Origin of the sequence: Corynebacterium auris, assembly GCF_030408575.1 — a bacterium.
Lineage (GTDB): Bacteria > Actinomycetota > Actinomycetes > Mycobacteriales > Mycobacteriaceae > Corynebacterium > Corynebacterium auris.
In genome coordinates this window covers 430731-456221 of sequence record NZ_CP047047.1, presented here as the reverse complement: position 1 = coordinate 456221, position 25491 = coordinate 430731, and the positions used below count along the sequence as shown (strand labels likewise).

25 protein-coding genes are annotated in these 25491 nt (G+C 71.1%); 3 read left to right on the top strand and 22 right to left on the bottom strand.

Annotated elements, in window-relative coordinates:
* Positions 1–2 precede the first annotated feature (2 nt).
* The 10 genes from groES to glmS all read right to left on the bottom strand — a co-directional run bounded on the left by groES (position 3) and on the right by glmS (position 7947).
* A complete protein-coding gene (groES, locus tag CAURIS_RS02305) occupies positions 3–302 on the bottom strand; it encodes a co-chaperone GroES (RefSeq protein WP_290342617.1) in 300 nt (99 codons plus the stop codon).
* 170 nt (positions 303–472) lie between these two features.
* Positions 473–949, bottom strand: coding sequence for a hypothetical protein (locus CAURIS_RS02300; RefSeq protein WP_290342616.1), 477 nt, complete (start codon positions 947–949; stop codon positions 473–475).
* A gap of 90 nt (positions 950–1039) precedes the next feature.
* Positions 1040–2086 (bottom strand): tRNA (adenosine(37)-N6)-threonylcarbamoyltransferase complex transferase subunit TsaD, encoded by a 1047-nt coding sequence (tsaD, locus tag CAURIS_RS02295; RefSeq protein WP_290342615.1) that lies wholly within the window; start codon positions 2084–2086, stop codon positions 1040–1042.
* The gene (rimI, locus tag CAURIS_RS02290; protein ID WP_290342614.1) at positions 2083–2580 is read right to left on the bottom strand and encodes a ribosomal protein S18-alanine N-acetyltransferase; all 498 of its coding nucleotides are present in this window, start codon (positions 2578–2580) and stop codon (positions 2083–2085) included. Before rimI ends, tsaD begins: the two co-directional genes overlap by 4 nt.
* Positions 2577–3257: a tRNA (adenosine(37)-N6)-threonylcarbamoyltransferase complex dimerization subunit type 1 TsaB gene (gene tsaB / locus CAURIS_RS02285; protein WP_290342613.1), complete on the bottom strand. Its 681-nt coding sequence runs from the start codon at positions 3255–3257 to the stop codon at positions 2577–2579. The genes rimI and tsaB overlap by 4 nt, the downstream gene beginning before the upstream one ends.
* Complete coding sequence (locus tag CAURIS_RS02280; protein WP_290342612.1) at positions 3254–3760, bottom strand: hypothetical protein; 507 nt, start codon at positions 3758–3760, stop codon at positions 3254–3256. The genes tsaB and CAURIS_RS02280 overlap by 4 nt, the downstream gene beginning before the upstream one ends.
* 11 nt (positions 3761–3771) lie before the next feature.
* Positions 3772–4263: a tRNA (adenosine(37)-N6)-threonylcarbamoyltransferase complex ATPase subunit type 1 TsaE gene (tsaE, locus tag CAURIS_RS02275; protein ID WP_290342611.1), complete on the bottom strand. Its 492-nt coding sequence runs from the start codon at positions 4261–4263 to the stop codon at positions 3772–3774.
* Positions 4264–4272: 9 nt separating this feature from the next.
* Positions 4273–5376: an alanine racemase gene (gene alr, locus CAURIS_RS02270; protein ID WP_290342610.1), complete on the bottom strand. Its 1104-nt coding sequence runs from the start codon at positions 5374–5376 to the stop codon at positions 4273–4275.
* A 24-nt stretch (positions 5377–5400) separates the two neighbouring features.
* Positions 5401–6072 carry a hypothetical protein gene (locus CAURIS_RS02265; RefSeq protein ID WP_290342609.1) on the bottom strand — a complete coding sequence of 224 codons (672 nt, stop codon included), beginning with the start codon at positions 6070–6072 and terminating at the stop codon, positions 5401–5403.
* Positions 6073–6084: 12 nt separating this feature from the next.
* Positions 6085–7947, bottom strand: coding sequence for a glutamine--fructose-6-phosphate transaminase (isomerizing) (glmS, locus tag CAURIS_RS02260; RefSeq protein WP_290342608.1), 1863 nt, complete (start codon positions 7945–7947; stop codon positions 6085–6087).
* A gap of 99 nt (positions 7948–8046) precedes the next feature.
* Here glmS and CAURIS_RS02255 point away from each other — a divergent pair, with 99 nt between their 5' ends.
* Entirely contained in the window at positions 8047–8901 is an 855-nt protein-coding gene (locus CAURIS_RS02255) for a dienelactone hydrolase family protein (protein WP_290342607.1), read from the top strand.
* 11 nt (positions 8902–8912) lie between these two features.
* Here CAURIS_RS02255 and CAURIS_RS02250 read toward each other — a convergent pair whose 3' ends face one another.
* The 10 genes from CAURIS_RS02250 to eccCa all read right to left on the bottom strand — a co-directional run bounded on the left by CAURIS_RS02250 (position 8913) and on the right by eccCa (position 19352).
* Positions 8913–9188: a hypothetical protein gene (locus CAURIS_RS02250; RefSeq protein ID WP_290342606.1), complete on the bottom strand. Its 276-nt coding sequence runs from the start codon at positions 9186–9188 to the stop codon at positions 8913–8915.
* On the bottom strand, positions 9188–10756 hold the full coding sequence (locus CAURIS_RS02245) for a hypothetical protein (protein ID WP_290342605.1): 1569 nt from the start codon (positions 10754–10756) through the stop codon (positions 9188–9190). Before CAURIS_RS02245 ends, CAURIS_RS02250 begins: the two co-directional genes overlap by 1 nt.
* Positions 10756–11061 carry a hypothetical protein gene (locus CAURIS_RS02240; RefSeq protein WP_290342604.1) on the bottom strand — a complete coding sequence of 102 codons (306 nt, stop codon included), beginning with the start codon at positions 11059–11061 and terminating at the stop codon, positions 10756–10758. The genes CAURIS_RS02245 and CAURIS_RS02240 overlap by 1 nt, the downstream gene beginning before the upstream one ends.
* Before the next feature lie 139 nt (positions 11062–11200).
* Positions 11201–12544 (bottom strand): phosphoglucosamine mutase, encoded by a 1344-nt coding sequence (gene glmM / locus CAURIS_RS02235; RefSeq protein ID WP_290342603.1) that lies wholly within the window; start codon positions 12542–12544, stop codon positions 11201–11203.
* A 127-nt stretch (positions 12545–12671) separates the two neighbouring features.
* Entirely contained in the window at positions 12672–13220 is a 549-nt protein-coding gene (rpsI, locus tag CAURIS_RS02230; protein ID WP_290342602.1) for a 30S ribosomal protein S9, read from the bottom strand.
* Positions 13220–13663 carry a 50S ribosomal protein L13 gene (gene rplM / locus CAURIS_RS02225; RefSeq protein WP_290342601.1) on the bottom strand — a complete coding sequence of 148 codons (444 nt, stop codon included), beginning with the start codon at positions 13661–13663 and terminating at the stop codon, positions 13220–13222. Before rplM ends, rpsI begins: the two co-directional genes overlap by 1 nt.
* Before the next feature lie 360 nt (positions 13664–14023).
* Positions 14024–14308, bottom strand: coding sequence for a WXG100 family type VII secretion target (locus tag CAURIS_RS02220; RefSeq protein ID WP_290342600.1), 285 nt, complete (start codon positions 14306–14308; stop codon positions 14024–14026).
* 53 nt (positions 14309–14361) lie between these two features.
* Positions 14362–14673: a WXG100 family type VII secretion target gene (locus tag CAURIS_RS02215; protein WP_290342599.1), complete on the bottom strand. Its 312-nt coding sequence runs from the start codon at positions 14671–14673 to the stop codon at positions 14362–14364.
* Positions 14674–14760: 87 nt separating this feature from the next.
* Positions 14761–15735 (bottom strand): type VII secretion-associated protein, encoded by a 975-nt coding sequence (locus tag CAURIS_RS02210; protein ID WP_290342598.1) that lies wholly within the window; start codon positions 15733–15735, stop codon positions 14761–14763.
* Positions 15732–19352, bottom strand: coding sequence for a type VII secretion protein EccCa (gene eccCa / locus CAURIS_RS02205; protein WP_290342596.1), 3621 nt, complete (start codon positions 19350–19352; stop codon positions 15732–15734). Before eccCa ends, CAURIS_RS02210 begins: the two co-directional genes overlap by 4 nt.
* 156 nt (positions 19353–19508) lie before the next feature.
* Between eccCa and eccD the strand changes: the two genes are divergently transcribed.
* Positions 19509–20825, top strand: a complete 1317-nt coding sequence (gene eccD, locus CAURIS_RS02200; RefSeq protein WP_290342594.1) for a type VII secretion integral membrane protein EccD — start codon at positions 19509–19511, stop codon at positions 20823–20825.
* Positions 20826–21992, top strand: a complete 1167-nt coding sequence (locus tag CAURIS_RS02195; RefSeq protein WP_290342593.1) for a S8 family serine peptidase — start codon at positions 20826–20828, stop codon at positions 21990–21992. It begins immediately after the preceding gene.
* Here the strand turns inward: CAURIS_RS02195 and eccB are convergent.
* Entirely contained in the window at positions 21958–23229 is a 1272-nt protein-coding gene (gene eccB, locus CAURIS_RS02190) for a type VII secretion protein EccB (RefSeq protein WP_290342592.1), read from the bottom strand. The genes CAURIS_RS02195 and eccB overlap by 35 nt on opposite strands.
* Positions 23230–23342: 113 nt before the next feature.
* Positions 23343–25487, bottom strand: a complete 2145-nt coding sequence (locus CAURIS_RS02185) for a DUF6541 family protein (RefSeq protein WP_290342590.1) — start codon at positions 25485–25487, stop codon at positions 23343–23345.
* Positions 25488–25491 lie beyond the last annotated feature (4 nt).

The window sequence follows — 25491 nt, the reverse complement described above, 5'->3', positions numbered from 1 at the left end:
GCTTACTTTTCGACGACGGCCAGCAGGTCGCGGGCGGAGAGGAGCAGGTAGTCTTCGCCGTTGTACTTCAGCTCGGTGCCGCCGTACTTGGAGAACACGACGGTGTCGCCCTCCTTGACGTCGATGGCGACGCGGTTGCCGTTGTCGTCCAGGCGGCCCGGGCCTACGGCGATGACGACGGCTTCCTGCGGCTTCTCGGCAGCGGAGTCGGGGATGACCAGGCCGGAGGCGGTGGTGGTCTCGGCCTCGGCGATCTGGACGAGGACCTTGTCTTCGAGCGGCTTGATGTTGACGTTAGCCATGATCAACAACCTTTCGTGATGTGTTGAGCCTTGTTCAGTGTCAGCGGTTCTTCGTGGGCGCAGCCGTCGTCGCGGGTGAACAACTGTGCTCGAAACAACCTGCTAGCACTCTACCCGCACGAGTGCTAAACAACAACACTTAAGGCACGCCGGGCTACCGGGCTACCGGGCTACTCGGTGTCCCGGCGGTTCACCACCGCGTTGTGCCACAGTTCGTACTCCTCGGCGTTATCAGCGCGGTAGTTGGCCACCGCCCGCACCGACTGCTCGATGGCCGCGACGGTCGCCTCACCGAGATCGCCTCCCTCCTGGGCCGAAAAGAGCACCGGTCCGCACACCGCGCGCGTCGGGTCCGCCAAAAACTCCGGGTTGGCCGTGTCCGCAGTATTGCGGGCAAGCGAGGCAACCGGGTTCGGCTGGCCGCCGCGGGTATCCGCCTGCGGGTCGTAGAACAGGGCGTAGCGCTCGCCTTCCTGCTCGAAGGCGGCGTCTGTGGTGGTGGCGGTCGCGTGAGCGCCGATCAGGCGGCCGGCGTCTTCCGGGCGGAAGATCACGCGGCGGTACTCAAGGTCCGGTTGGACGATCACGCCGAATCGCTCGGCGGGGGCGTTCGTGGGGGCGGCGGTGGTCGGGGTCTCAGAGCTCATGGTGGGCAGTACCTTTCCCTGCGGTAAACGAACACCGCCAACGCTAGCCTGATTCGCCGCCGCGGGCAGCGCGCCAACTAAAAACGGGAGCTAGACCAGCGGGGTTTCCACCTCAAGGGTCGGGTTCGTGGCCGCTGCCAGGTCGGACGGTGCGGCCCCCTCGTGGATGAGCTGCGCCGCCAGCGCCGCCACCATCACGCCGTTGTCGGTGCACAGGGAAAAGCGCGGCACGCGCAGCTCGACGCCTCGCTCGGCGCAGCGCTGCCCGGCGAGCTGGCGCAGCCGCGAGTTCGCCGCCACACCCCCGCCGAGAAGCAGCGTGCGCGCCCCCGTGTCCTCGCAGGCGAGCACGGCCTTGGCGGTGAGCACGTCGCAGACCGCCTCCTGGAACGAGGCGCACACGTCCTCCACCGATATCACCCGACCCTCGCGCTCGGCGGCCTCGACGTAGCGCGCCACCGCGGTCTTTAGCCCGGAAAAGGAGAAGTCGTAGCGGTGCTCGCCGCGCATGTCCTCCGCTTTTGTCAGCCCGCGGGGAAAGTCGATCGCCGCGCGGTCACCGCGGGCAGCAAGCTTATCGACGACAGGCCCGCCCGGGTACCCCAAGCCGAGGAGACGGGAGACTTTGTCGTAGGCCTCACCGGCGGCGTCGTCAAGCGTGGATCCGAGCTCCTTCATCGGCCGGCCCACCGCGCTGACCTCGAGCAACTGGGTGTGCCCGCCGGAGACGAGCAGCGCGATCGAGTGCGGCAGCTCCGCCGCGCCGTCGAGGTTGGCCACCGCGACGTGCCCGCCGAGGTGGTTGACCCCGTAGAAGGGCACCCCCCACGCGGCCGCGTAGGCCTTCGCCGCCGAGGACCCGACAAGCAGCGCCCCGGCGAGACCAGGGCCGATTGTCGCCGCCACTGCGTCGGGCGCGCTCACCCCCGCCTCTCCGAGCGCCTGCTCCATGACCTGCGGCATGGCCTCCAGGTGCGCGCGGGAGGCGATCTCGGGCACGACGCCGCCGAAGCGGGCGTGCTCCTGCATGGAGGAGGCCACGGCGTCGGCCAGGATGTCCATGGTGCCGTCCGGGTGCAGCTCGACGATGCCCACGCCCGTCTCGTCGCAGGAGGTCTCGATGCCAAGGACGATCATTCTTCTTCCCTTCCGCCGTGTCTCTCGCTCGCGCGGTGGCGCATCATGGAGTACGCGTCCACGCCGGAGGGTTGATAGTAGTTCTTGCGCACCGCGAGGGTGAAAAAGTCGAAGCTCTCGTACATCGCGATCGCCCGCGCGTTGTCGGTGCGCACCTCGAGGAACATCGGGCCGTCCATGAGGTCGGCGGTGTGAACGAGCTGATCCATCAGGGCGCGGCCCAGCCCGCGCCCCTGGTAGGCGGGGTCCACGCCGATGGTGTGCACCTCGAACTCCGGGTCAGAGCGGGGGCCGAGCATGGCCAGCCCGGCGTAGCCGACCAGACGCTCCCCGTCGTCGGGCTCATCCGCGAACGCCCCGACGTAAAAGGTGTAAGGCTGCGCCAACTCCGAGACGAAGACGTCGCGCGACCAGGGAGCGTCGCCGGCGAAAAGGACGGCCTCGATGGCTGCGACGCGGGCGGCGTCACCGCGCGTGAGCTCGCGCATCCTCATCGCCCGGCCTCCTTTTCGGTGACTGCCACGGGCGGGATCGCGGGCGAGAGGGGCTTGTGCGCGGGCGGGACCGCGTCGGGTCGGCGCAGGTAGTGGGGCACGAGCGGGCCCGGCTTCGCGTCCAGGTCAGCGGCGGCCACCAGGCCGGCGGCGCGCGGGGCCGCGTAGGTGGTGCGGCGGGCGGGCACGCGCACCTCGCCCGCGAGCTCGGCGGGCACGCTGAGTACGTCGATATCCCCGGGCACTGCCAGGTCCGCTGGGGCGCACACGCCGGGCCCGTCGACGCGGCGGCCGTCGGCGTAGCGCGCCCAGTAGACCTCGCGGCGGCGGGCGTCGGTAAGCACGAGCGCGCTGCCCTGCCCCGCCAGCTCTGCGGCGGCCGCGTCGTGCGTGACCACCCCGTGGACCGCGATGCCGAGGGCCTGGCCCAAAGCGGCGGCCGTGGCCATGCCCACGCGCAGCCCCGTAAAGGGGCCGGGGCCGCAGCCGACCACGATCGCGCCGAGGTCGGCGAAGCTCAGGCCCGCTTCCTTGAGCAGCCGCGTCGCCGTGGGCATCAGCTCCTCGTTGTGGGCGCGCGTGCGGCGCACCTTTTCCGCGAGCGTCCGGCCGTCAGCGGTGTCGACGACGCCCGCGATCAGGTCCGCCGTGGTGGTGTCGAGGGCGAGGACGATCACGGCGCGGGCGTCCCCAGGACCCAGGAGCCGGCGGCGGTGTGGAAGGGCAGCGCCGCGTTCAGCGGGTAGGGCTGGTCCATCGGGATAGTGCACAGGTCGACGGCGTTGAGGTCGACCTCGTCGAGTACGGGCGCGGAGCCGTCGCTCGGCAAAAGAACCATGTAACCGTAGCGGCCGTCGAGGTCCACTGCGGACTCGTCAATCCCCAGCTGCGAGATCTTGTCCGCGGCAAGGGGGGCCGGCTCGGTCGGGCACAAAGTGACGTAACCGACGTACAGCGCCGGGTCGTACACCCGGGCCGGGTCGACGAGCTGGGCCACCACGACGTCTCCGTCAGCGGGCGTCGACTCGCGCAGGCTGCGCTCCAGTGAGTTGGTGTACGGCCCCTGCGCCTCACCCTCGGCCTGCGACTGCGGGATGAAGATGATGGCGGCGAGGACAGCCAGCCACAAAACGACGGCCAGGGCAACCCAGGAACGGTGCTTGGTGTTCAACGTCAACATGGTTGCCCAGCTTAGCGCCCCACCGTGCGCCACGAGACGATGCGTGCCTCGCACTCCGGGTCCTGCGCGGCCAACGTGGAACGATCCAGCGCAACCACGAGGTAGCTCCCCGCGATCTGTTCGACGAGCCCGCCGCCCCACTCGGCGACCACGACCGCCTGCTCGAGCTTCGTGTCCAAGTCGAGCGCGTCGAGCTCTCCGAGCGGGTCACCCGAAGAACCCTCGCCTAGAAGGCGGTAGGCGTCCACGTGCACGAGCGCCGGGCCCTGCCCGGCCGGGCGGTGCTCCCGCGCGATGACGAACGTCGGGCTGGTCACCCGGCCGCCGACCCCCATTCCCTCCGCGATTCCCTGCGTCAGCGTGGTCTTCCCCGCCCCCAGCGGGCCGTCGAGAATGACCACGTCTCCCGCCTCGGCCGCCCGGCCGAGCTCGCGGCCGAGCGCCTTCGTCTCCGCGGCGCTGGCGCATACGCGCCGGCCCTCCCGCGCGAACGAGTCCTTCATACCTGCCCCTTAGATCCCTTCCGTCTTCTCGCACGCCGTCTTTTCGCACCCTCGGTACGTCCGTTGCGTGCGCCCCGTCGGCGCGCACACCACCTCGTAGTTAATCGTGCCAGTACTACGCGCCAGTTCCGTCGCACTCATCCCCCCGGCGCCGAACAGCACGGCCTCGTCGCCTGCGGCAACGCCGTGCGGGTTGTCCCCCAGCCACACGACGAACTGGTCCATGCACACGCGCCCGACCTGCGGGTAGCGTCGCGCGCCCACCCCGACGGCGAAGCGGCCCTGCCACGCGCGCGCCACCCCGTCCGCGTAGCCGGCGGAGATCACGGCGGTGAAGCCGTCGTCGGGCGCGCGCCAGGTCAGCCCGTAGCTCACGCCCTCGCCCTTGCCTACGCGGCGCACCGCCAGCACCCGGGCCACCCACGACATCGCCGGGCGCAGGCCGTTGTCCGCCCCCTCCACGGGCTCCAGCCCGTACAGCGCCAGCCCCACGCGGGCCTGGTCGAAGAGGAAATCGCCCCGGGTCAGCGTCGCGGGCGAGTTGGCCAAATCGTTGCGCTCCACGTTCAGCCCGTGGGCCCGGGCGCAGTCGATGGCGCGGCGAAAAGCCCGGGCCTGCACGTCGTTGTAGGCTTCGTCCGGCTCGTCCGCGCAGGCCAGGTGGCTCATCACCCCCACCACGTTCAGCCCGGCGCGCGCCGCCAAAGAAAACGCCTCCCGCCAGTCCTCCTCGTCGATGCCGGCACGGTTCATGCCCGTGTCCACCTCGAGGTGGACGGGCGCGCTCGTGTGGGCGTCGACAAGCGAGCGAAGGTGCTCCACGCTGGGCGCGGCGACCTCGATGCCCTCGGGAATCACCTCGCCGGGCGCCCACAGCCACGCCACCACGGGCTTCCGTGTCAGCTCGCGCACGCGCTGCGCCTCGGCGAAGGTGGCCACCCCGAATGCGTCCGCGCCCGCGGCCTCCATCACCGGCACGACGCGCTCGACCCCGTGGTTGTACGCGTTCGCCTTCACGACGGCCACAAGACGTGCCCCGCCCACCAGCGACTTCATCGTGCTGGTGTTGTGCGCGATCGCGCCCAGATCAATGCGGGTGTCAAGCAAGCTCATGCGCTTAGCCTAAACCCGCCGCCCCTACGCCAGGTGCAGGGCACCCAGCAGCACGAGCAGGCCCGCCACGGACCACGTCGCCGCCGAGGTGACGGTGCGCGGGTTGGCGCGCGCCCAGGCAAAGCCGCGCCCGAGCGTGCTGCCCGGGCGGGCGCGCACCCACCCGACGAGGAGCGCGGACAGCGTCGGCAGGCTCAGCGCGACCGTGGCGTAGAGCACCAGCGACCCGTAGCGCACCGCGGGCTCGATACCGGCGGCCGACAGGACCGCCAGCCCGCCGTAGAACGGCACGGACGTGGCTGACTGCACCACCCCGAGCACAACGCCGGTGAGCACGGTGAGCAGGTTCGGGGCGCGCAGCGGGCGCATGATCTTTTCCACCAGCTCCGAGTTGCTCCCGCCGCGCAGCGCCAAAAGGGCCGTGGCCAGGCCCACCACCACGAGGATCACGCCGAAAACGGGCCCTTCGACGAAGCGCTGCACCACAGGGCCCAACCCGTCGAAGACGAGGAGCATGACCAGAGCCAGGCCCGCCACACCCAGCCAGTCACCGGCGATGAGCAGCGAGGTAATCGCCGCGTAGCGCCCCGGCTCGGCGGTGCCGCGGCGTGGCACGGTGATGCCGACGGCCACGATCACCCCGATGAGCAGCAGGTTGATCGAGTCGACGAAGGCGAAGGTCAGAGCTGTGAGCACTGCGGCGCGACGCTACTCGACGGTTACGGACTTGGCCAGGTTGCGGGGCTTGTCGATGTCCTCGTTGCCGTTCTCGCGGGCGATGTCCGCCGAGAGGAACTGCAGCGGCACCGTGGCCAGAAGCGGCTGCATGATCGTCGGGGTCCGCGGGATGCGCACCAGCCAGTTGGCGTAGGGCTCGACGGCGGTGTCACCCTCCTCCGCGATGACGATTGTTTTCGCGCCGCGCGCCCGGATCTCCTGGATATTGGAGACGATCTTCGAGTGCAGCTGCGAGACCCCCCGGGGGCTGGGCACGATGACGACGACGGGCAGGTCGTCCTCGATCAGCGCGATGGGCCCGTGCTTGAGCTCTCCCGCCGGGAAGCCCTCGGCGTGGATGTAGGCCAGCTCCTTGAGCTTGAGCGCGCCCTCGAGCGCGATGGGGTAGCCCACGCCGCGGCCGAGAAAGAGCATCGTCTTCACCGCCCCGAGCGTCCGCGAAATCTGCGCGACCTGCTCGCGGGCCTGAAGCACCGCGTCCACCTTGGCGGGGATGGCCTCCAGCTCCTGCCAGATCTGGCGGATCTCGTCCGGGTACTTCGTCCCCTTGGCCTGGGCCAGCGCCAACCCCACGATGTAGTTCGCCGCCACCTGAGCCAAAAACGCCTTCGTCGAGGCGACGCCGATCTCGGGCCCGGCGTGGGTGTAGAGCACGGCGTCCGACTCGCGCGGAATCTGCGATCCGTTGGTGTTGCACACCGCCAGAACCTTCGCTCCCTGCGCCTTGGCGTGGCGCACCGCCTCCAGCGTGTCGGCGGTCTCGCCCGACTGCGAGATGGCGAGCACGAGCGTGCGCTCGTCGAGGATGGGGTCGCGGTAGCGAAACTCCGAGGCGACCTCAATCTGCACCGGGATGCGCACCCAGTGCTCGATGGCGTACTTCGCCGCCAGCCCCGAGTGGTACGCCGAGCCGCAGGCCACCACGAAGACCTGGTTGAAGGACTTCAGGTCACCATCAGTCAGGTTATTCTCGTCCAGCGTGACGCGGTTGCCGTCCCAGTGCCCGGCCAGCGTGTCGCGCACGGCGGCCGGCTGCTCGAAGATCTCCTTCATCATGAAGGAGTCGAAGCCGCCCTTCTCCGCCGCCTCCAGGTCCCAGTCGATGGTGAAGGGGGAGCCGGTACCCGGCGTGCCGTCGAAGTTGAGGATCTCGTAGCTGTCCTTGTCGATGATCACCACCGAGTCCTGGCCCAACTCCACCGCGTCCTTGGTGTGCTCGATGAACGCCGCGACGTCAGAGCCGAGGAACATCTCCCCCTCGCCCACGCCCACCATGAGCGGGGTGGAGCGGCGCGCCGCGATGATCCGGTCGGGGTGGTCCGCGTGCATGAACAGCAGCGTGAACGCGCCCTCCAGGCGGTTGAGCACCTGCAGCGCCGAGGCCCGGAAGTCGCCCGCGGTCTCCCCCTCGTTGTACGCCAGGGCGAGAAGGTGCGCCGCCGTCTCCGAGTCGGTGTCGGAGGACAGCGTGACGCCACGCTGCTCCAGCTCGGCGCGCAGCGGGCCGAAGTTCTCGATGATGCCGTTGTGGACGATGGCCACCTTGCCGTCGAAAGACATGTGCGGGTGCGCGTTTTCGTCCGTAGGCCGGCCGTGGGTGGCCCACCGGGTGTGCCCGATCGCCGTGGTGCCGGCCAGCGCGCCGCGGCCGGCCTCCGCGATCTTGTCGTCGAGGTTGGCGAGCTTGCCGGCACGCTTGACGACGTCAAAGCCGCCCTCGCCCGCCACCGCGATGCCCGCGGAGTCATACCCGCGGTACTCCATGCGCCGCAGCGCCGCGACAGCGATGTCGAGCGAGGCCCGCTCGCCCACGTATCCCACGATTCCACACATAGCGAACACAATAAACCACCGGCCGCGCCGCTTCCCAACGGCAACGCGCCGCCGCGAGAGACCCCGACCGCCTGCACGCTTTCAAGTATTCTCGAATGCGTGTCTGCGAATCTGAAGAAACTGTCCTCCCTGTCTAAAAAGGGACCCCACCACGTGCTCGAGGGCGACCTCGGCTACACGGGCCTGCCCGGAAAGGTTTACGCCCCAGAGAAAGGCAAGGACCTTCCCGCCGTCGCCTTCGGCCACGACTGGGTGCGCGGCGTGGACGATTACCGCGATACTCTGCGCCACCTGGCCAGCTGGGGCATCGTCGCCGCCGCGCCGGACACGGAAACCGGGCTGCGCCCGGACCACGCCGGCCTCGCCGCCGATTTGGAAACCACCCTGCAGATCCTCGCGGGTGTGCGCCTGGGCAACGGCAATATCACCGTCTCCCCGGGCAAGCTCGGCCTCGCCGGGCACGGCATGGGCGGCGGCGCGGCCATCCTCGCCGCGGTGGACAACAAGAAGGTCGCCGCCGTCGCCGCCGTTTACCCCGCCTCCACCGCGCCTTCCGCCGTGGAAGCGGCCCGCAGCGTTCTTCTGCCCGGCATGATTATCGGCCCCGACTCCGACAGCAACGCGATCTTCGATCCCGGCAACCCCGCCGACGTGGCCTACAACTGGGCCGGCGAGAAGGTCTACCGCGTGATCAAGAACGGCAACCAGCGCGCGATCCCCGAAGACGGCCTGTTCAAGCGCCTCACCGGCCTCGGTGCGCCGAACCGCAAGGTCCAGCAAACGGTCCGCGGCCTGCTTGTCGGCTACTTCCTGCACCAGCTCGGCGGGGAAAAGAAGTACGCCGCTTTCTCCGCTCCGGACGCCTCCGGCGGCGGGGTGTCCTCCGTGGCCGGGGAGGGCATCGCGTCCCTCGTCGGCTTTGACACCGCGGGCGACGCGCTCAAGCTGGGTTAGACGGCCCCGGGTTAGACGGCCCCGGTCGGTTCCGCTTCGCTCGGGCCCGGACCAGCCGGGTCGTCGCGCTGCATAATCTGCTGCACCCTGGTGCCGCGGCGCTGCGGCCGGTAGGCGCCGCGCGGCGGGTCCATCGGCGGAGTACGCAGGTTGAGCTCCCTGATCACCTGCTGCTGGCGCCCCGCTTGCTCCATCTTCCGGTGGGCCTCGTTGATCGCCGCCTCGAAGTCCGCCATGCGTTTCGCGGTGCGGAGCTTGTACTGCTCTACAAACTCGAGAAAGTCCATTACCATCCACTCGTTTTCTTGATCTGGGAACCTGTCGGGGTGCGAGAAGGCTCTGGGGGTGACGGGGGCGCCGGGGGCGCCGGCTGCTCAGTGACCGCTGGCGCCTCCGGGGCAGGCGGTGTGGCGGCCGCGGGTTCGGTCGCGGGAGCGGCCGGACTATCCATGGGGGCTGCGTGGGCTGCGTGGTCGAGGTGCGCGAGCTTTCCGGCGGGCGGCGGGGGCTCCTTAACCTGCGCCAGCTCGGGCGGCGGCGTGAAGGATCCCTCCGGTGTTACGGGCTGGGGCGCCGGGGCCGGTTCCGGGCAGGGCGGCGCGGGCTCGCTGTGCCCGTCGCAGGCACAGTCGCACGTGTACTCGTGGCCGCAAGGCGGCAGCACCTGCTCGACGGCCGCTCGTACCGCCGCCTCGGCGTGGCTCACGGCGGAGGCGATACCGTGCGCGCCCGCCTGCCCTGCCGAGGCGAGCGCCTCCGCAGCTGCCGCCGCTGCGGCGACGGACCCAGCGGGGGAGCTCGCCGCGCGGTTCGCGCACGAGGTATCCAGGCCGGCGTCGATGTCGGCATCGATGTCGATGTCTATGTCGATTTTGGCCACGAGCGTCGCGTTCGTCGCGGCGGGACCCGCCGGCGCGAGGGCCGCGGAGCTCGCGGCTGCCGAACTGGACGCCGCGGAGCTCGCCACCGCGGAACTCGGCACCGCAGAACTCGGCACCGCAGAGCTCGGCGCTGTAGGAATGCTGCCAGCATCGCGCGGCTGAGGCGGTTCGGGCGCTGGTGCGGGTGTTGGTGTGGGAGCAGGTGCAGGCGCGGCGGCGGGGTGCGTCGGCGGGGCCGGCACGGGGCGCGGTTCCTCGCACACCGGCGTCACCGTCGGCCGGGGCGTCTCGGCAGCGCAGGGCGCGGGCTGTGCCGGCGGCGGGGCCGGCCTGTGCTGCTCCGCCTCCCGGCACATCAGTTCGCACTCGTTCAGGCAGCGCTCGATGCTGTCGTTGCGGTCCTTGACCGTCCCGAGCACGTTGCTCAGCCCCTCGCCTGCCAACGGGAGCAAAAGCGACACCACCTGTGCGTGCGGCGAGGCTTTGCAGACCATGAGGACGAGCGAGACGAGGTCGAGCATCGCCGACGCCCCCGCGTCCGAGGTAGTGCACACCTCGTCGATTGCCGTGCAGCACTGGTCCACGGCCTCGCGCAGCCGCTCGGCGTTGTCTCCCTGCTGGTTCTCCCCCGCCTGCCGGGATTTTTCGTCCGGGCCGATGCCGACGCTGTCGAACCATTCGCCCACGCCGTCCATCTTGTCCATGAACGCGCTTGCGCCGAGCTCCGCGAGGATCTTCTCCACCACGTCGCGCCCCAGCCCGATGAGCTTGCCGGCGAAACGCGCCCCGCGAGGGCGCGTGAGGTTGTCGGCCCCGGCACGCACCAGCGCCAGGTTCATTCCTTCGGTCTGGCGCTGGGCGGCCGTGATCTGGGCCGCGACGGCGTTGATGTGGGCCACCTGCGTCGGCGGGGCGAGAGGGATCGAGCTCGCGTCGACAACGATGCGCGAAAGCTTGTCCAGGACCCCCTCCATCAGCGCGCACCCCCGCCCAGGGCTTCGGCGTTGCGGGCGTCGCTCGCCTCCACGGTGTCCACGAGCCCGATGATCTGCTCCCACGCGGCCACGCGGTTTTCCATGAACTCTATGGTCAGGTGTTGGATTCGCACCATCGCGCGCGAGAGGCTTTCGGCAGTGGCGGCAAACCCCTGCCCCGCCGCGCCCGACGGAAAGTCGGGCAAGTTCGCCCGCAAGTCGGCGATCACCTGGCGGTGTTCGTCGACAGCGGCGCGCAGCTCGGCGCGCGCGATCTCAGGATCCACGTTCAGCGGAACGCTCATGTCCCCCATTCCCCCTTGGGCGGCCCCTCGGCCGCCCCCTCGCAGGGCCAAAAATACTTGCACCCTACTTAGACTGTCTTTTACCCCGCCAGGTTCCCGCTACCCCCATTATTTTTGGCCGGGACCGGCACACAGGACGCTACACTGCCGCCACGACCGCCGCGAGTTGACCGGCAACGCGGCGCGCCACCTCCGAGTCGGCGGCTTCCACCATGACGCGGAAAAGCTCCTCCGTGCCGGAGGGACGCAGCAGAACCCGGCCCGACTCCCCGAGCTCGTCCTCGGCCGCGTCGATTGCGCTGAGCACGGAGTCGTCCTTCAGGATGAGCGCCTTGTTCGACACCGGCACGTTGATGAGCACCTGCGGCAGTACCGTCATCACGCTCGCCAGGTCCTCCAGCGTGCGACCCGTCTCCGCCATCCGGGCCATGAGGGTCAGGCCGGACAGGGTGCCATCGCCGGTCGTCGCGTGCGCGGGGATCACGATGTGCCCGGACTGCTCGCCGCCGAGGGAGTAATCGCCGCGCCCCAGCTCCTCGAGAACGTAGCGGTCTCCGACCTTCGTCTCCTTCACGGTGATCCCCTCGCGCTCCATCGCGAGCTTCAGCCCCAGGTTGCTCATGACCGTGGCAACCAGAGTGTTTTCGTGCAAGCTGGAACGCTCCTTCATCCCGGTGGCGAGGATCGCCATGATCTGGTCGCCGTCGACGATGGTGCCGCGCGCGTCGACAGCCAGGCACCGGTCCGCGTCCCCGTCGTGGGCAAGCCCGATGTCCGCGCCGTGTTCGACAACCGCCGCCTGGATTTTGTCCATGTGGGTGGACCCGGAGCCGTCGTTGATATTGAAGGCGTTCGGCGAGTTGAAGATGGGGATGACCTCGGCTCCTGCCGCCGCATACGCCCTAGGCGCGACCTCGAAGGCGGCACCGTTGGCGCAGTCGACGACGACCTTGATTCCGCTCAGGTCGGTCCCCACGGCCTCGCGCAGGTGGGCGAGGTAGCGCTCCCGCGCGTCCATCCCCTCCTCGATCACGCGCCCGATACCGGTGCCGGTCGGCCCCGTCTCGTCGAGCTCCGCCATTGCCGCCTCGATGCTGTCCTCCACGCTGTCGGGAAGCTTCCGGCCCCCGGCCGAGAAGAACTTGATGCCGTTATCCGGCATCGGGTTGTGGGAGGCCGAGATCATCACGCCGATGTCGGCACCGTAGTCGTCGGTAAGAAATGCCAGGCCCGGGGTGGGAATCACGCCGACGCGCAAGACATCGACGCCTTTCGACGCCATCCCCGCCGCCATGGCCGAGGCGAGCATCTCCCCTGACACGCGGGGGTCCCGGCCGATGATGGCCGTGGGTCGGCGCTGGCCCGATCCCGCCTTCTCCGTCAGCACTACCGCCGCCGCAGCGCCCAGCTTGAGCGCCAGCGGGGCGGTGAGCACCTGGTTGGCGAGGCCGCGGACACCGTCGGTTCCAAACAATCGAGTCATGGCGCCAATTATGCCCGAGGGCACCCGCCCGCCCCGGCACACGGCCCGTGAAACAAAGGGGTCCGACGACGCCGAAGCCGCCCGGCTGGAAACCAGCGGGGCGGCGTGAGCGGCATACCTCGGGCGATTAACGCTTGGAGTACTGCGGAGCGCGGCGGGCCTTGTGCAGACCGGCCTTCTTGCGCTCGACGGCGCGGGCGTCTCGGGTGAGCAGGCCAGCTTTCTTCAGGGTCGGGCGCTCAGCCGGGTTGTAGACGTTGAGGGCGCGCGCGATGGCCAGGCGCAAAGCGCCAGCCTGACCGGTCGGGCCACCGCCGTTGATGGTGGCCTTGATGTTGAACTGGTTCTCGCGCTCCAGAAGCGTCAGCGGGGTGAGGATGTCCTGCTGGTGCAGCTTGTTCGGGAAGTAGTCCGCGAACTCGCGGCCGTTGACCACGATCGTGCCCTCGCCCTCGGTCACGGTGACGCGGGCGATGGCGCGCTTGCGGCGGCCGACGGTCTGGATCGGGCCCTCGTGGAGGGAGACGACCTCGACAGCCTCCTCGGCTTCGGTGTCAGCCTCGGGGGCGATCGCGTCACCGATGGTGTAGTTGAACTCCTCGGTAGCGGCGGTGGCTGCCTCGATATCGGTGGCAGCGCCGAGGTTTTCTTCTGCGTAGTTGTTCGGTTCGGTCATTACTGTGCCACCTGCTTGAACTCGAAGGTTTCCGGCTTCTGAGCGGCGTAGGGGTGCTCGGAGCCGACGAAGACGTGAAGCTTCTTGATGGACTGGCGGGAGAGGCGGTTGTGCGGCATCATGCCGCGCACTGCCTCCTCGATCACGCGGTCGGCGCGCTCGTCAAGTGCACGACCCAGGGTCATGGACTTCAGACCGCCCGGGTATCCGGAGTGGCGGTAGCGCATCTCGCGGTCGCGCTTGTTCGAGGAAATGTGGACCTTGTCGGCGTTGATCACGATGACGTGGTCGCCGGTGTCGACGTTCGGCGCGAACTGCGGCTTGTGCTTGCCACGCAGGATGTCCGCTGCGGTGGAAGCAAGCTTGCCCAGAACCACGTCGGTGGCGTCGATGACGTACCACTTGCGGGTGATGTCACCGCTCTTCGGGTGGTAGGTAGACATGCATGACTCCTTAAAGTCTGTCTAGAGAGCTGCCGGCCAGTTTCGAGTGCGCCCCGCCGCACCCGCCGGCGGCCGGTGGAGACCCGGCGGGTGGAGCGCCCGGAGGCGCCAGAACACACAGGTGTATAAGGCTAGAGGACTGCCCCGCCAAATACCAAAACGCGCCAAGGCGCCGCCGCGGCGTGCGCGGCGGCGCCTTCCCCCGATGCGTTTCCCCCCGAACAGTGGTCCCGCCCGCTGGGTCCCCGGCGCGCTCCCCCAAGCGCACCGGCCCAGCGGGCGAGGTGTCATGCGGCGCGGCGGGCTGCGTCTACCCCCGTATTCCGCCCGCCGTCCGCACGTCTGGTGTCCGCGCGGGGCTTAGCCCCAGCTCGCGGCGGCTGCCGCGTTCACGGCCTGCATCCGGCTGTTGCCCTCCTCCACCGTGGCGGCGATGGTGCGCAGGATCGTGTTGAGCTCCTCGGCCGCCTGGTCCCACTTCTGCTGGTGGGCGGCGTACGCCTCGGCGGCCTCGCCCTCCCACGTGGTGACCATGGGCTGAAGCATGCTCTTGAGGTCGTTGAGCTGGGCCTCAATCGCTGCGGCGGAGGCGTCCATGTCCTGGGCCGCGCCGGAGAGCTGGCCGAACCCGTACTTGATTTCCATGCTGTTGCTGTTTCCTTTCGTGTGGCTGTCGTGCGTGAAACTGCGCCGCGGGCCTACAGAGCGAGTCCGGCGGAAATGGAGCGGAAGTCGTCGGTGTTGCTGGCGTCGACCCCCTCGTAGTTCTTCGCGTTGTCGCGGATGTTCACCGCGATGGCGCTCAGTGCCTCGCCCAGGCGGCGCTGCGCGTCGTCGTAGCGGACCATGAGCTCGTCGAAGCTGCGCTGCGCCTCGCCGGCCCAGAAGGAGCGGGTCGACTCCGCAACCTGCTGCACCCGGTCGATCTCGGTGTTGACGTTGCTGTTGGTTTCGTCGACGCGCTCGGCTGCGGAGCGCATCACATCAGCTTCGGTCTTGAACTGTCCCATATGGTTCGTCCCCCCTTGTGTGTGGAGTGTGGTTGTTGCCCTAGTGGCGGCGATTGCCGGAGGCTGCGTCGCCGCGTGCGGCCTGACTTACCTCGCACCCCTATTGGACGACGCAACCGTGCCGCCGGTTCCCTCCGGCGGCAAAGTTTTTTCTTCGGCCGGTCCGGGCGCTGTGGCTGAGTCGAAGGCGGCGGAGTCCATGGCCATCCGGCAGGTCGCCTGCTGCACGGTGGTGGGCGCCGTGCGCGTGTGGCAGCCCACGAAGAGCTGCCGGCCGGCGCTTTCCCACGTCTTCCACAGCGCCTCGGAGCCGTCGGGCGAGCGCTGCAGGTACAGCACGACCGCCCCGTCGTTACTCACCAGCTCCACCTCGGGGTCGGCCTCGATATCGCGGAGCACCTGGGCGATCATTTCGGCGGGCGGTAGCTGATAGAGCTCCTCCACGGCGAGCTGCAGGCGGAAGTCCGGGTCCTGCCCCGTCGCGCGCCACATGTCGCCGTCGGCGGCCACCGTGAAGCCGGTGGGCACCTCGACGCTCAGGCCGTCGCGCAGGATCACGGCGCGCGGTGCCGGGGGCGGGGCGGCGGTCCGTGGATCAGCCTGCGAATCAGTCTGAGGAGGAGAGGAAACGACCGGCGCTGCCTCGTCCGCCCGCAGCGCGAGCGTGCCCCAGATCACCGCACCGACGATCAGCACGACGGCGGCTGCCGCCGCGGGCACCACCCACCTGGGCTCCTCGCCCGCCACCCGCGACTGCGGGCGGGTGATCTCCACTTCTTCTTCGACAGGGGAGGATGTCGATGTCCCCATATCCGCCTCCGTTTCCGGCCGCTCGGCGGTCAGCACGATGTCGTAGCCCGCCAACGCCTGGTCGAGCCGCTCCACGTCGCTTTCCTCCGCCACCACGTGGACCACTGCCCCGCCGGGGTCGGGGCCGAAAAGCCCGCGCACGTAGCTGGCGATCTCCGCCGGGGTGGGGCGGTCGTAGCGGTAGACTCGGGCGGCCCCGTCGAAGATGACCACCCCGCCCGACATCCTGATGGTCAAAGCCGGGGCGTTCACAGCGCCTCACCTTCCGCGTAGGGCGCGGCGATGTGCACGGTGCCCACCACCTCGCTGCCGCGCACGAGCGTGGCCCGCCCCGGTTTGTGCGCGCTGGGCCTGACGCCGAAGATGGTGCCTTCGTCGCGGGTGGCGTCGAAAAGCAGTGCGTCGGGCGCGAGGTCCTTGAAGGCCCCGAGGAATCCGCCGTAGAGGGCGCGCGCCACACCGCTGAACTTGCGTGCGGCGACGATGTGCAGGCCGACGTCGCGCGCGTGCGGCACAAGCGGGATGAGGGGGCGCAGGACGTCCTCGCTGAGCAGGTCGAGGTCGTCGATGATCAGCCAGATGTCCGGGCCCTGCCACCAGGAGCGCTGCGCGAGCTGCTCGGCCGTGACCCCGGGCCCGGGCAAGCGCTGGGAGAGAGTCGTGGCGGCGGCTGCCACCGCCTCCCCCGCGGCGGACGACCCGGCGGCGTACGCGGCGACCATCTCCTCCGGCGCCCGGCCTAGGTGGGTGCGGCGCGGGTCGAGAATGACCAGGCGCGCCTTCTCGCGCGGCAGCGCGCACACCGCCTCGATGGCGCTGGCCACAAGCGTGGACTTGCCGCACCCGCCGGTGCCGAGGGCGAGCACGTGACCCGAGGCGCAGGCGACGGGCTCCAGGCGGGGCCCGCCGACGCCGAGGGGGAGGGCGCCGGCGGGGAGGGCGTCGAGAAGCGTACGCGTTGTGACGTGGGCGGGCAGGACCTTCAGGCGCGGGACGGGGGCCTGGTCGGCGCTGCGGGCGGCGATGTGCGCGAGGTCCTGCGGGTAGGTGGCCGCGACCAGCATGGGCACCCCGGTGTGCGAAAGGCCCCGGCCCGGTTTGTGTGGCAGGCTCGCCTGGGCTTTGCGGTCGATGAGCGAGTCGTGGGGCTCGGTCAGACGCAGTTCCAGGCGCGTACCGATGAGGTCGCGGATAGTGGCGCGCACCGCGCTCCAACGCTGCGCCGTCACCACCAGGTGGACACCGGCCGCCGGGCCGTCCTCCGCGATGCGCGTGAGCTTTTCGCGCAGGTCCGCGAGGGGCGAATCCGTCCCCGCGATCGCGTGCCAGCCGTCGACGATGAAGATGGCGTGGCGCCCGCCGAGCGCGGCCGGGTCGTCGATAAAGCCGGCGACCTCGTCGACCACGCGGCGCACCTTCTCCTCGTTGTCGCGCGCCGCGACGCCCGCGACGTGCGGCAGGACCTCAAGGCCCGTGAGCAGGCCCGCCCCGGCGTCGATGGCGTACACGGTGATCTGCTCGGTCGTGTGCGTCGCCGCCAGGGAGGCGACGAGCGTGGTCAGGGCCATCGATTTCCCGGTCTGCGGGCCGCCGACGATGGCGAGGTGCCCGCCCGCCGCGGACAGGTCGACGGTCAGGTGGTCCTGGCGCTGCTTGTAGGGCTCGTCCGTCAGCCCGATGACGGCGCCGAGGAAGCCCGCCTCCTCGCACACCGCGGCCAGCTCGATCGACGCAGGCAGCGGGGGCAGCCACACGGTGTGTGCCCACAGCCCGCGGGCGCGGGCTGTCCGCGCCGCGGCGGCGACCACGGCGGAGAGCACCGTGGTGGAGTGATCGACGATCTCCTGTGCCGCGGGGGCAGGCTGGGTGGCGTTGGGCCAGCCGTCGAAAAGCTGTATGCGCGGGCCCTCGCCCGGCTCCTGGAGCTCGACGCGGCGGGTGACCGGCCCGGAGACGTAGGCGGCGCGGAAGCGGGTGAGCGCGCCGGGGCCGGTGGCGAGGAAGCCGGAACCCGGCTCGGCGGGCAACTCGTGCGCGTCCGGCACCCCGAGGACCTGGCGCGATTCCGCGGCGGAGAAGGTCTTCAGGCCGATGCGGTACGACAGGTGGGAGTCCAGGCCCCGCAGCCGCCCCTCCTCCAGGCGCTGGGAGGCGAGCAGAAGGTGAACACCGAGGGAGCGGCCGAGCCTGCCCACCGCCACGAACAGGTCGGCGAAGTGGGGGTGCTGGCTGAGCAGCTCGGAGAACTCGTCGACCACGATGACCAGCGCCGGCAGCGCCTCCATCTCCCCCGGGTTCTGCGCGCGGGCGGCGGCGTAGTCGGTGATGTTGGCGAAGTTCCCTGCCGCGCGCAGCAGTTCCTGGCGGCGGTTAAGCTCCCCGGAGATCGCGTCGTGCATGCGCTCGACCAAAAGCGCTTCCTCTTCCAGGTTCGTGATCACGGCGGAGGTGTGCGGCAACCCCTCGCAGCCGAGAAAGGTCGCCCCGCCCTTGAAGTCGACGAGGACGAGGTTGAGCTCCTCGGGCGAGTGCGTCGCCGCCAGCGCGACGACGAGCGTGCGCAAGAACTCGCTTTTGCCGCTGCCTGTCGCCCCGATGCACAGCCCGTGCGGGCCCATCCCGCCGTGGGCGGCCTCCTTCAGGTCCAGGTAGACCGGCTGGCCGTCCGGGCCGAGCCCGAACGGGACGGTGAGGCGCTGGCGCGTGCCCTCGCGGCCGGCCCACATGGTGTGGTCGTCGAGGTGGTCGATGTCCGCGATGCCGAGCATGTCCAGCAGCCCCGACGCCACCGTCGCGTTCGCCTCGACCGGGCGGCGGTAAAAGGCGAGGTGGCGGGCAATGAGCAGGGCCTCGGCCGCGCTGAGGGTATCGGGGGTGCCCAGCAGCTCCTCCCCCGCCTCGGTGCGGGCCCGGACCTCGGAGGTGCAGGCGAGGTTGAAGGCGTCCTCGTCGACCACGTAGGCGGGGTCGGCGTCGATGACGATGACGCAGTCCGCCGCCGGGTCCGCCAGCGCCGCGTGAGCGCCCGCCGCGTCGGTGAGCACCACCGTGAGCCAGGCAGCCTCCGGGGCGGCGGTGTGAGGCAGCCACTTCGTCCACGCCAGAGAGGTATCCGGGTGCCGGTTGATCACGCCGATGGCCTCGGGGCCGTGGAAGAAGGCGAGCTGGGCCACCAGGGCGCGCGCCACGCCCAGGGCGCTCGGCCCGGCCAGGGTGAGCGTGGGGAAGGCCGACAGCTGGACAACGATGGGCATGCCGGGCACCGTGCCCACCGCGGCCACGGTGCGGCGCAGGCTCACAGCGCACACCGGGTCGAGGTCCTCGGGCGAACCGGGGTCGGCGACGTCGATGGGGGTGCACAGCGCGCTTTCGCCCACCCCGATGCGCACCTCCCCGGCGCGCTGCGCGTCAGCGCCGCGTTCCCACACCCGCCACGTCGGCGTGGCGGTGAGCAAAAGGGCCGGGTCGGGGTGAAAGTAGACGGCGTGGGCGCGCTGCTTGTCCGCGTTGGCCCGGGCGCGCGCCGCCAGCGCGTCGAGGTGGCGCAGGTAGACGCGCCTGGTCTCGTCGATGTCGCTCGTCTTGTCCGGCGGCGAGAGCATCATGAGCACGCCGAAGACCATCATGAGGGGAAAGAGCATCATCATCGGGCTCATCCCCCGCCCGGACAGCACCATGATGGCCACCATCGCGCCCACCGCGGCGAGCATGACCACGGGCATGAGGATCTTGATGAGCGGTGGCGTGGTGTTCTTCTGCGCCGCCGGCACGCCTTCCGCGGCGAGCGTTCCCGCAGGCAGGGCCGGGGCAGGCTCCGCGGCCTGCGGCGAAAGCGGCGCCAAAACGGCATTGTGGTCGAGCCCGAGCACGGACGATTCCCCCTTGTGTTCCCCCCTCCACAACCGCCGGTCCACCCCGAACCGGCGACTACTGCTGTGGACGTTCCCACGATCCTAGGCAATAATGAAGTTCCGCGCGCGGCAAGGGGGACGCCGCGCCTCAGACTGCACTTATCGGGGGTTTCCATGGTTGCCACTTCGGCGCACCACGTCGTGCGCGTGACGGTCCGCATCGACGTCGTCTCCTTCCACAGGGACGTCGACCTCACCCTGCCCACCTCCTCCGCGCTCAGCGAGATTCTCCCCGAGCTGGCGCGCCTGGTGGAGCTGCCGGAGGTCCACCGGCCGTGGCAGGCCACGACTGTCGCGGGTACTGCGCTGGACATGCATACGCCACTCTACCAGCTCAAGCTTCGCGACGGCAACGTACTCGTGCTGCGCCCGCAGGAGCCGACGCACCCGCCCGCGGTGCGCGACGCCGCCGAGTCCCTGGCTGCGGCGGCCGAGGGCGCCGCCTCGCTGCGCGGGCTCGACTCCGTGACCTCGCTGGTCGGCTGCGCGGTGCTCGCCGCCGCCCTCGCGCCCTTCGTCGGGGTGGTGGTGGCGCTTGCGGGGGCGGCGGCAGCGGCGCTTGTCCTGGGCCTCTACGCGGGCTCGCGCCTGCTTTTCCTTTCCGGGGCGCTGGCAGCCGCCGGTGCGTGCGGCGCGTGGGTGGCGGGTCCCCCCGCCGGCTGGGAGGCGACCGACCCGGCCCTGGGGGTGCTCGCGGCCGCCGCTACCCTCGCCGTGATCACGGGCGCAGGGGCGCTTTTCTCGCTTGTCGACGCCCCGCTCACCGCCGCCTGCCTCACCACCGCAACCCTCGCGGCCGCGGCGGCCGCGGCGGTGTGGCTGCCCTCCCCCACGGCCCCGCCCGCCGTCGCCGTGATCGGCGCCGTGTTGGCTGCCGCCGCCGCTCCCGGCGTGGCCACCCGCGCTGCCGGGCTGCGGGTGCCGCGCATCCCGACAGCCGGGGAGGAGTTCGCCACGGCGGACGGCTACCAGCCGGACGTCGATACGCGGGCGCACGCGGCGCGCGCGACGGTGGCGGGAATGACGGTGGCCTGCGCCCTCGTCGGGGCGCCGTCCCTCCTGTGGCTGGCCTGGGGCGGCGGCACTTGGGCCGCCGTGCTGTGCCTATGCGTCCTCGGCGCGGTGGGGTTCCACGCCACCCGTCACCACTACCGCGTCCCCCGGGTGAGCCTGAGCGCGATCGCGCTGGCCGCGGCGCTGGGCTGCGGGGTCGCGGCAGCGCGGATGGAGCCCACCCACCCCGCCGCCGTCACCCTGGCGGTCCTGGTCGGCCTGGCCTGCGCCTCGGCCGTGGCGTGGGTGCCGCGGCTGCCGGAGCTGGAACCGACCACCGTGGTCTGGGTCGAGCGCGCGGAGGCGGTGGCGCTCATCGCCGCGCTGCCCGTGGCCGCCTACGTCTCCGGCCTTTTCGACCTGGTGCGGGGGTTCTAGGTGCGCGCCCCGGCCATCGCGGCGTGCGCTGCCACCGTGGCGGGTGCGCTCGTCATCGCCGTCGACGCCGCCGCGCAGGACGTCCCGTGTACAGCGCCCGCCCCCGCCGAGGCACCCGCGGTCCCCGAGTGGGCGGCCGAGCTGCGCCGCTTTGCCACCGGGGCCGGGGTGCGCGTCGCCGTCATCGACACCGGGGTCAGCCCCAACGCGGAGCTTGTCCACCTCGTGCCCGGGGCGGACTTGGTCACCCCGGACACCCCGGACCCGCTGTTCGACTGCGACGGCCACGGCACCGTCGTCGCCGGGATCATCGCCGCGCGCACGACCGGGATTGCCCCCGGTGCGGAGATCCTCGCGGTGCGGCAGACCTCCGCCCACTACCGCAACAGGCAGCCGGGGGACGAGGTGGAGGCGTCGGGAAGCGTGCGCTCCTTGGCCGCGGCCATCCACGCCGCCCTCGACGAGCGGGCGCGCGTTATCAACGTCTCCGTCGTCTCCTGCGTGGACCCGCGCGATCGCGGTGCGATCGATTCCACCGCCCTGGACGGGGCTCTGGCCCGCGCGGAAGCCGAAGGAGCCGTGGTCGTTGCCGCCGCCGGCAACGCAGGGCAGCACTGCGCCCACGGTTCCTACGTCCTACCCTCCCACTCGCCCACCGTCCTTGCCGTCGGGGCCCGCGAGTCCGCGCACGCGGTGGCGGACTTTTCGGTGGCCGCGCCCGAGGGCGCACCGCCGCTGTCCGCCACCGGCACGGCCGAGGTGGGGCTGTCCTGGGCGGGCGGCGGATTCGCCGCAGGCAGTGCCCCGCAGCGCGACACGGTGGCCCCCTTCGTGGGCACGAGCTTCGCCGCGCCCGTGGTCAGCGCCACCGCGGCGCTCATCATCGAGCGCTACCCGCACCTCACCCCGGGAGAGGTCCGCGCGCTCATCACCGCGGCGGCCGAACCGGCCGGCGGGGCGGTGGAGCCTCTGGCCGCGCTGACGCACGTGCAGGCGGCGCAACGCGCCGCCGCCGCGCCCCTCGTCGTGGAGCCAGCGCGCGGGGCTGCGTCCCCGGCGCGCGGCCGCTGGGGGTGGGCCATGGCCGGCCTCGCCGCCCTATGCGCGCTCGCCATGTCTGGGGCGAGCGCGGTCAGTAGGTGGCGGTCAGCGCGGCCTCGCGGCTGAGCTCGCTGCCGGCGGGGAGCAGAGAGAGGATCTCCCACGGCACCTTTTCCTCGTGCACCGCCCCCACCATCTCGAGCGCCTCGCGCCCCTGCGCCTCGTGGCGCAGCCCGTGCAGGGAGACGGCGTGATACCCGTGGCCCGTGTCCACGGCAACTGACCCGGCAGGCAGACCAGTGAAGTAGGCGGCCACCGACCCTCCCGAGAGCCGGGTGCGCCCGGCCGCTAATGCCTCGCCCGCCTCCGCCGCGCCGCGGGTCTCGTCGACGCAAACGGGGCCTGCCGCCGGGTCGAGCCAGCGCGGGGGCGCGGTGGGTAACCGCACATCCACCGGGTTCGCTGCGTCGGGGTGGGTCGCTATCTCCCCGCGCGGCACTGCGCGCACTGCCGCGCCCGCGTCCGCCAAGACGTCGCGCTGGGTTGGGGTGAGGCCCTGCACCCCGCCGTCCGGGGTGACTAGCCAGGATTCCTCCCCGGCGGTGAGCACCTCGGGCAGCGGGCTCGGCAGCGCGAAGGGCGGGTGCTCCCGCAGCGCCCCGAGAAGTTGCGCCGGGGGCTGCCAGCGCGGGGTTGCGGCGTCGATCCCGAGCCGCCGGCGCACGATCCGCCCCGCGGCACTATCGGGGTTCGGCAGCAGGGTGCGCCCCTGCGCGGTCACCACCCACTCGCTGCCCCCCACGGCGGCGAGGACCGCGGCACCGGGGGCGAAAGCGCGCGGGCTGGCGCCTTCTTCCACGGCCAGCACGGTCACCTCCCCCGCCTGTTCGCAGGCGGACCAGCGCAGGTCCGGCGTGTCTGCCGCGGCGAAGGCCGAAGGGGCGTCACCAATGCCGATCGGCACCCCGCGGGGCATGCCCACGAGGTGCTCCTGCCCCACCCGCGCCGGTTCCTCCGCCGCCCCGGCGGCGAGCCTGGCGGACGCCAAGTTGGTCACCGGGTGGACGGTGCCGTCGACGCGGACGTAGAGGTTGCCGGAGGCGTCCCGCAGGATCAGCGCGTCGCCAGGGTCGGGGGAGGGTTCGAGCCAGGCGACCAGCGCAGCGGCGGCAACACCGAGCGCGACTGCGACGACGCCGAGGATGAGCGCCCGCCGCCGCGTGGCGAGTGGGTCGTGGATCATCCTGATGTCACCGAACACCAGGCCGTGCTCCACCCTGCGGCGCATAAAACGGTGGCCCGTCACCTGCGCACGGGTGGTGGGCAGCAGCCGCTCCGGCCGCCTGCCTGCGGATGTACTCATGCACACTCCCCCTGTGTGTTTCCCCCTGTGTGGTTCGCGCCGGCTCCCCCCGAGCCGGGCGCATGCCCGCTTACAATAGCGCAACGCGTCGCCCCGCGCCGGGGAAACGCCGCCTACGGTTGCGGGGCGGCCGGCTCCAGTTCGGGGAGGGGGTCGGAGCCGCTGCGTGTGGCGTCGTTACGCAATGCGCGAAGCTCCGCCCGGGTGAACTGCTCGTTGACGGCGAAGATGACCGTGGATCCCTTGCGGTAGACCGCGGTGGCTCCCGGCGCCGTCCACAGGCCCTTGAGCTGCTCGTAGTTGGGGAACTGCTCGCGCCAGAACGGGTCGGGGCTGAGCAGGAAGAACTTGACGTTCAGGTCCCGCGCCGCCCGGTCGACCGCGTTGCCCGCCCCAGGGTCACCGCGCAGCCCGTTGCCGAGCATGTCCGCGTGCCAGTAGAGCGTGTCGAAGCTCGAGCCGCGCCCGCCGGTGGGCCACAGGTAGTGCCGGGAGATCGTGGGCACGCCGTTGTAGGCGTAGATCCACGAATGCCCGTCCGCCGGGTCGCCCATGGTGTAGCCCTCCCAGGCGGCGGGCTGGGAGGCCAGCCAGTCGAAGGCGAGAAGGTCGTCGTCGCTGACCATGCGGCCACCTACGCGCACGGCACTGTAGCTCGCCTCCGCGCCCTCGGCGGCGCGCTCGCGCGCCCACCACGCGACCCCGGCGCCGGCCACGAGCGCGAGGGCGACGGAGGCGGCGACACTCGCCCGCTGCCAGCGCGGCGAGCCGCTGCGCGCCGCGAGCGGGGCGAGGCAGACCAGCCGGATCATGGCCGCAAGCCCCACGGCGGCTCCCACGACGGTGAGCATCGCCACCGGCAGAACGAGGCGGTGGGCGGCATTGTAGTGCAGCCCACCGATAACGGAGAGGATGTCCCCGCCCACCCCCTCGAAGGGCTCGATCGCGTGGACGGCGGTGACCACCGAAAGCGCGTAGAAGAGCACGGGCCACGCCTGGCCGCGCCAGAAAAGCGCCACGAGCGCGCCGAAGCCCGCGAGCCAGAGAAGCGTCACCGCCGTGAAGCCGGGGAAGAACTCCCCGACGTGGCGCGTAGCCAGCCCGACGACGGCGCTCCACGCATCGGTGATGTCCGAGTCCGCCGAGGTGTTCCAGCCGGTGACCTCCTCCGTCTGTTCAGAACCCGCCAGCGCCTGGGGCAGGTACACCACGACGGCCGCCAGTGCGGGCCCGGCCAGCCACGCGAGGTCCGTCAGCCTGGACCGGGCGGGGCGGACGAGCAGGCCGGTGAGCCAGAACAGCGCGACCGGCAGCGCGATGTAGGTCACCACCGAGGGGTGGACCTGCAGCACGCCCACGAAGGCGAGGGCCGCCGGCAGGGCGAGTGCGCGCTGGAATGGCACCGCACAGAAGAGGAAGAGGGACGCGCCGACCATGGTGGTGGCGAACAGGTAGGGCCACATGCCCACGTAATCGGCGACCCAGAACGGCGGGGCCACGTAGATAGCGACGGCGGCCAGGCCACCGGCGATCTGGGCAGTCAGGCCCCGCGAGCGCAGCACCGCGAAGGCGAGGCACGCCATGGAGACCGGCAGCGCCGCGCCGACGAGAACCGTCGTGGCGATGTTGACCGCGGGGATCGGCTCCAGCCCTGCTGCCTCGGCGAACAGGGCGATCCCCGCGTGGTAGGCCGAGGGGTAGAGCAGGTCGGCGTGGGTTTCCATGTTCTGCAGCTCGCCCATGCGGGTGGGCGAGGCGACGCCTTCTTCCATGATGAAGCGCACCACGTTGGCGTGCCACTGCGAGTCCCAGCCCTGCACGATGTTGCCCACGCCGTGCGGCAGGCGCACCAGCCAGTTGAGGCGGTCCCCGATGATCATCCAGGCGCCCGCGACCACGCCCGCGGCGGGGAGAAGCCAGGAAACGCTCCCCCAGCTGGGCCCGGTTCTGGGCCCGGTTGTGGGCCACAGCGCGGCCCGCCAGCTTTCCTCCCCTCGCCGGCGCGCGCGCCGGGCGAAGGCCCAGCGCCACAGCCCGGCCGCGGCAAGCCCGATAAGCAGCGTGATACTGAAGGTCAGCCACGTGAACGGGGCGTTGACCACGCCCCACATCCACGCGCTCAGCCCGACAAGCCCGAATGTGGCGGGCAGGGCCGCGGCCAGGGCGGCCGGCACTCGCGCGCCGGCGACCCAGGCGAAGGCGAAGCCGGGGACAACGAAGACGAGCAGGGCGAGGATCACCGTTCCTGCTAGGGCCATCGCT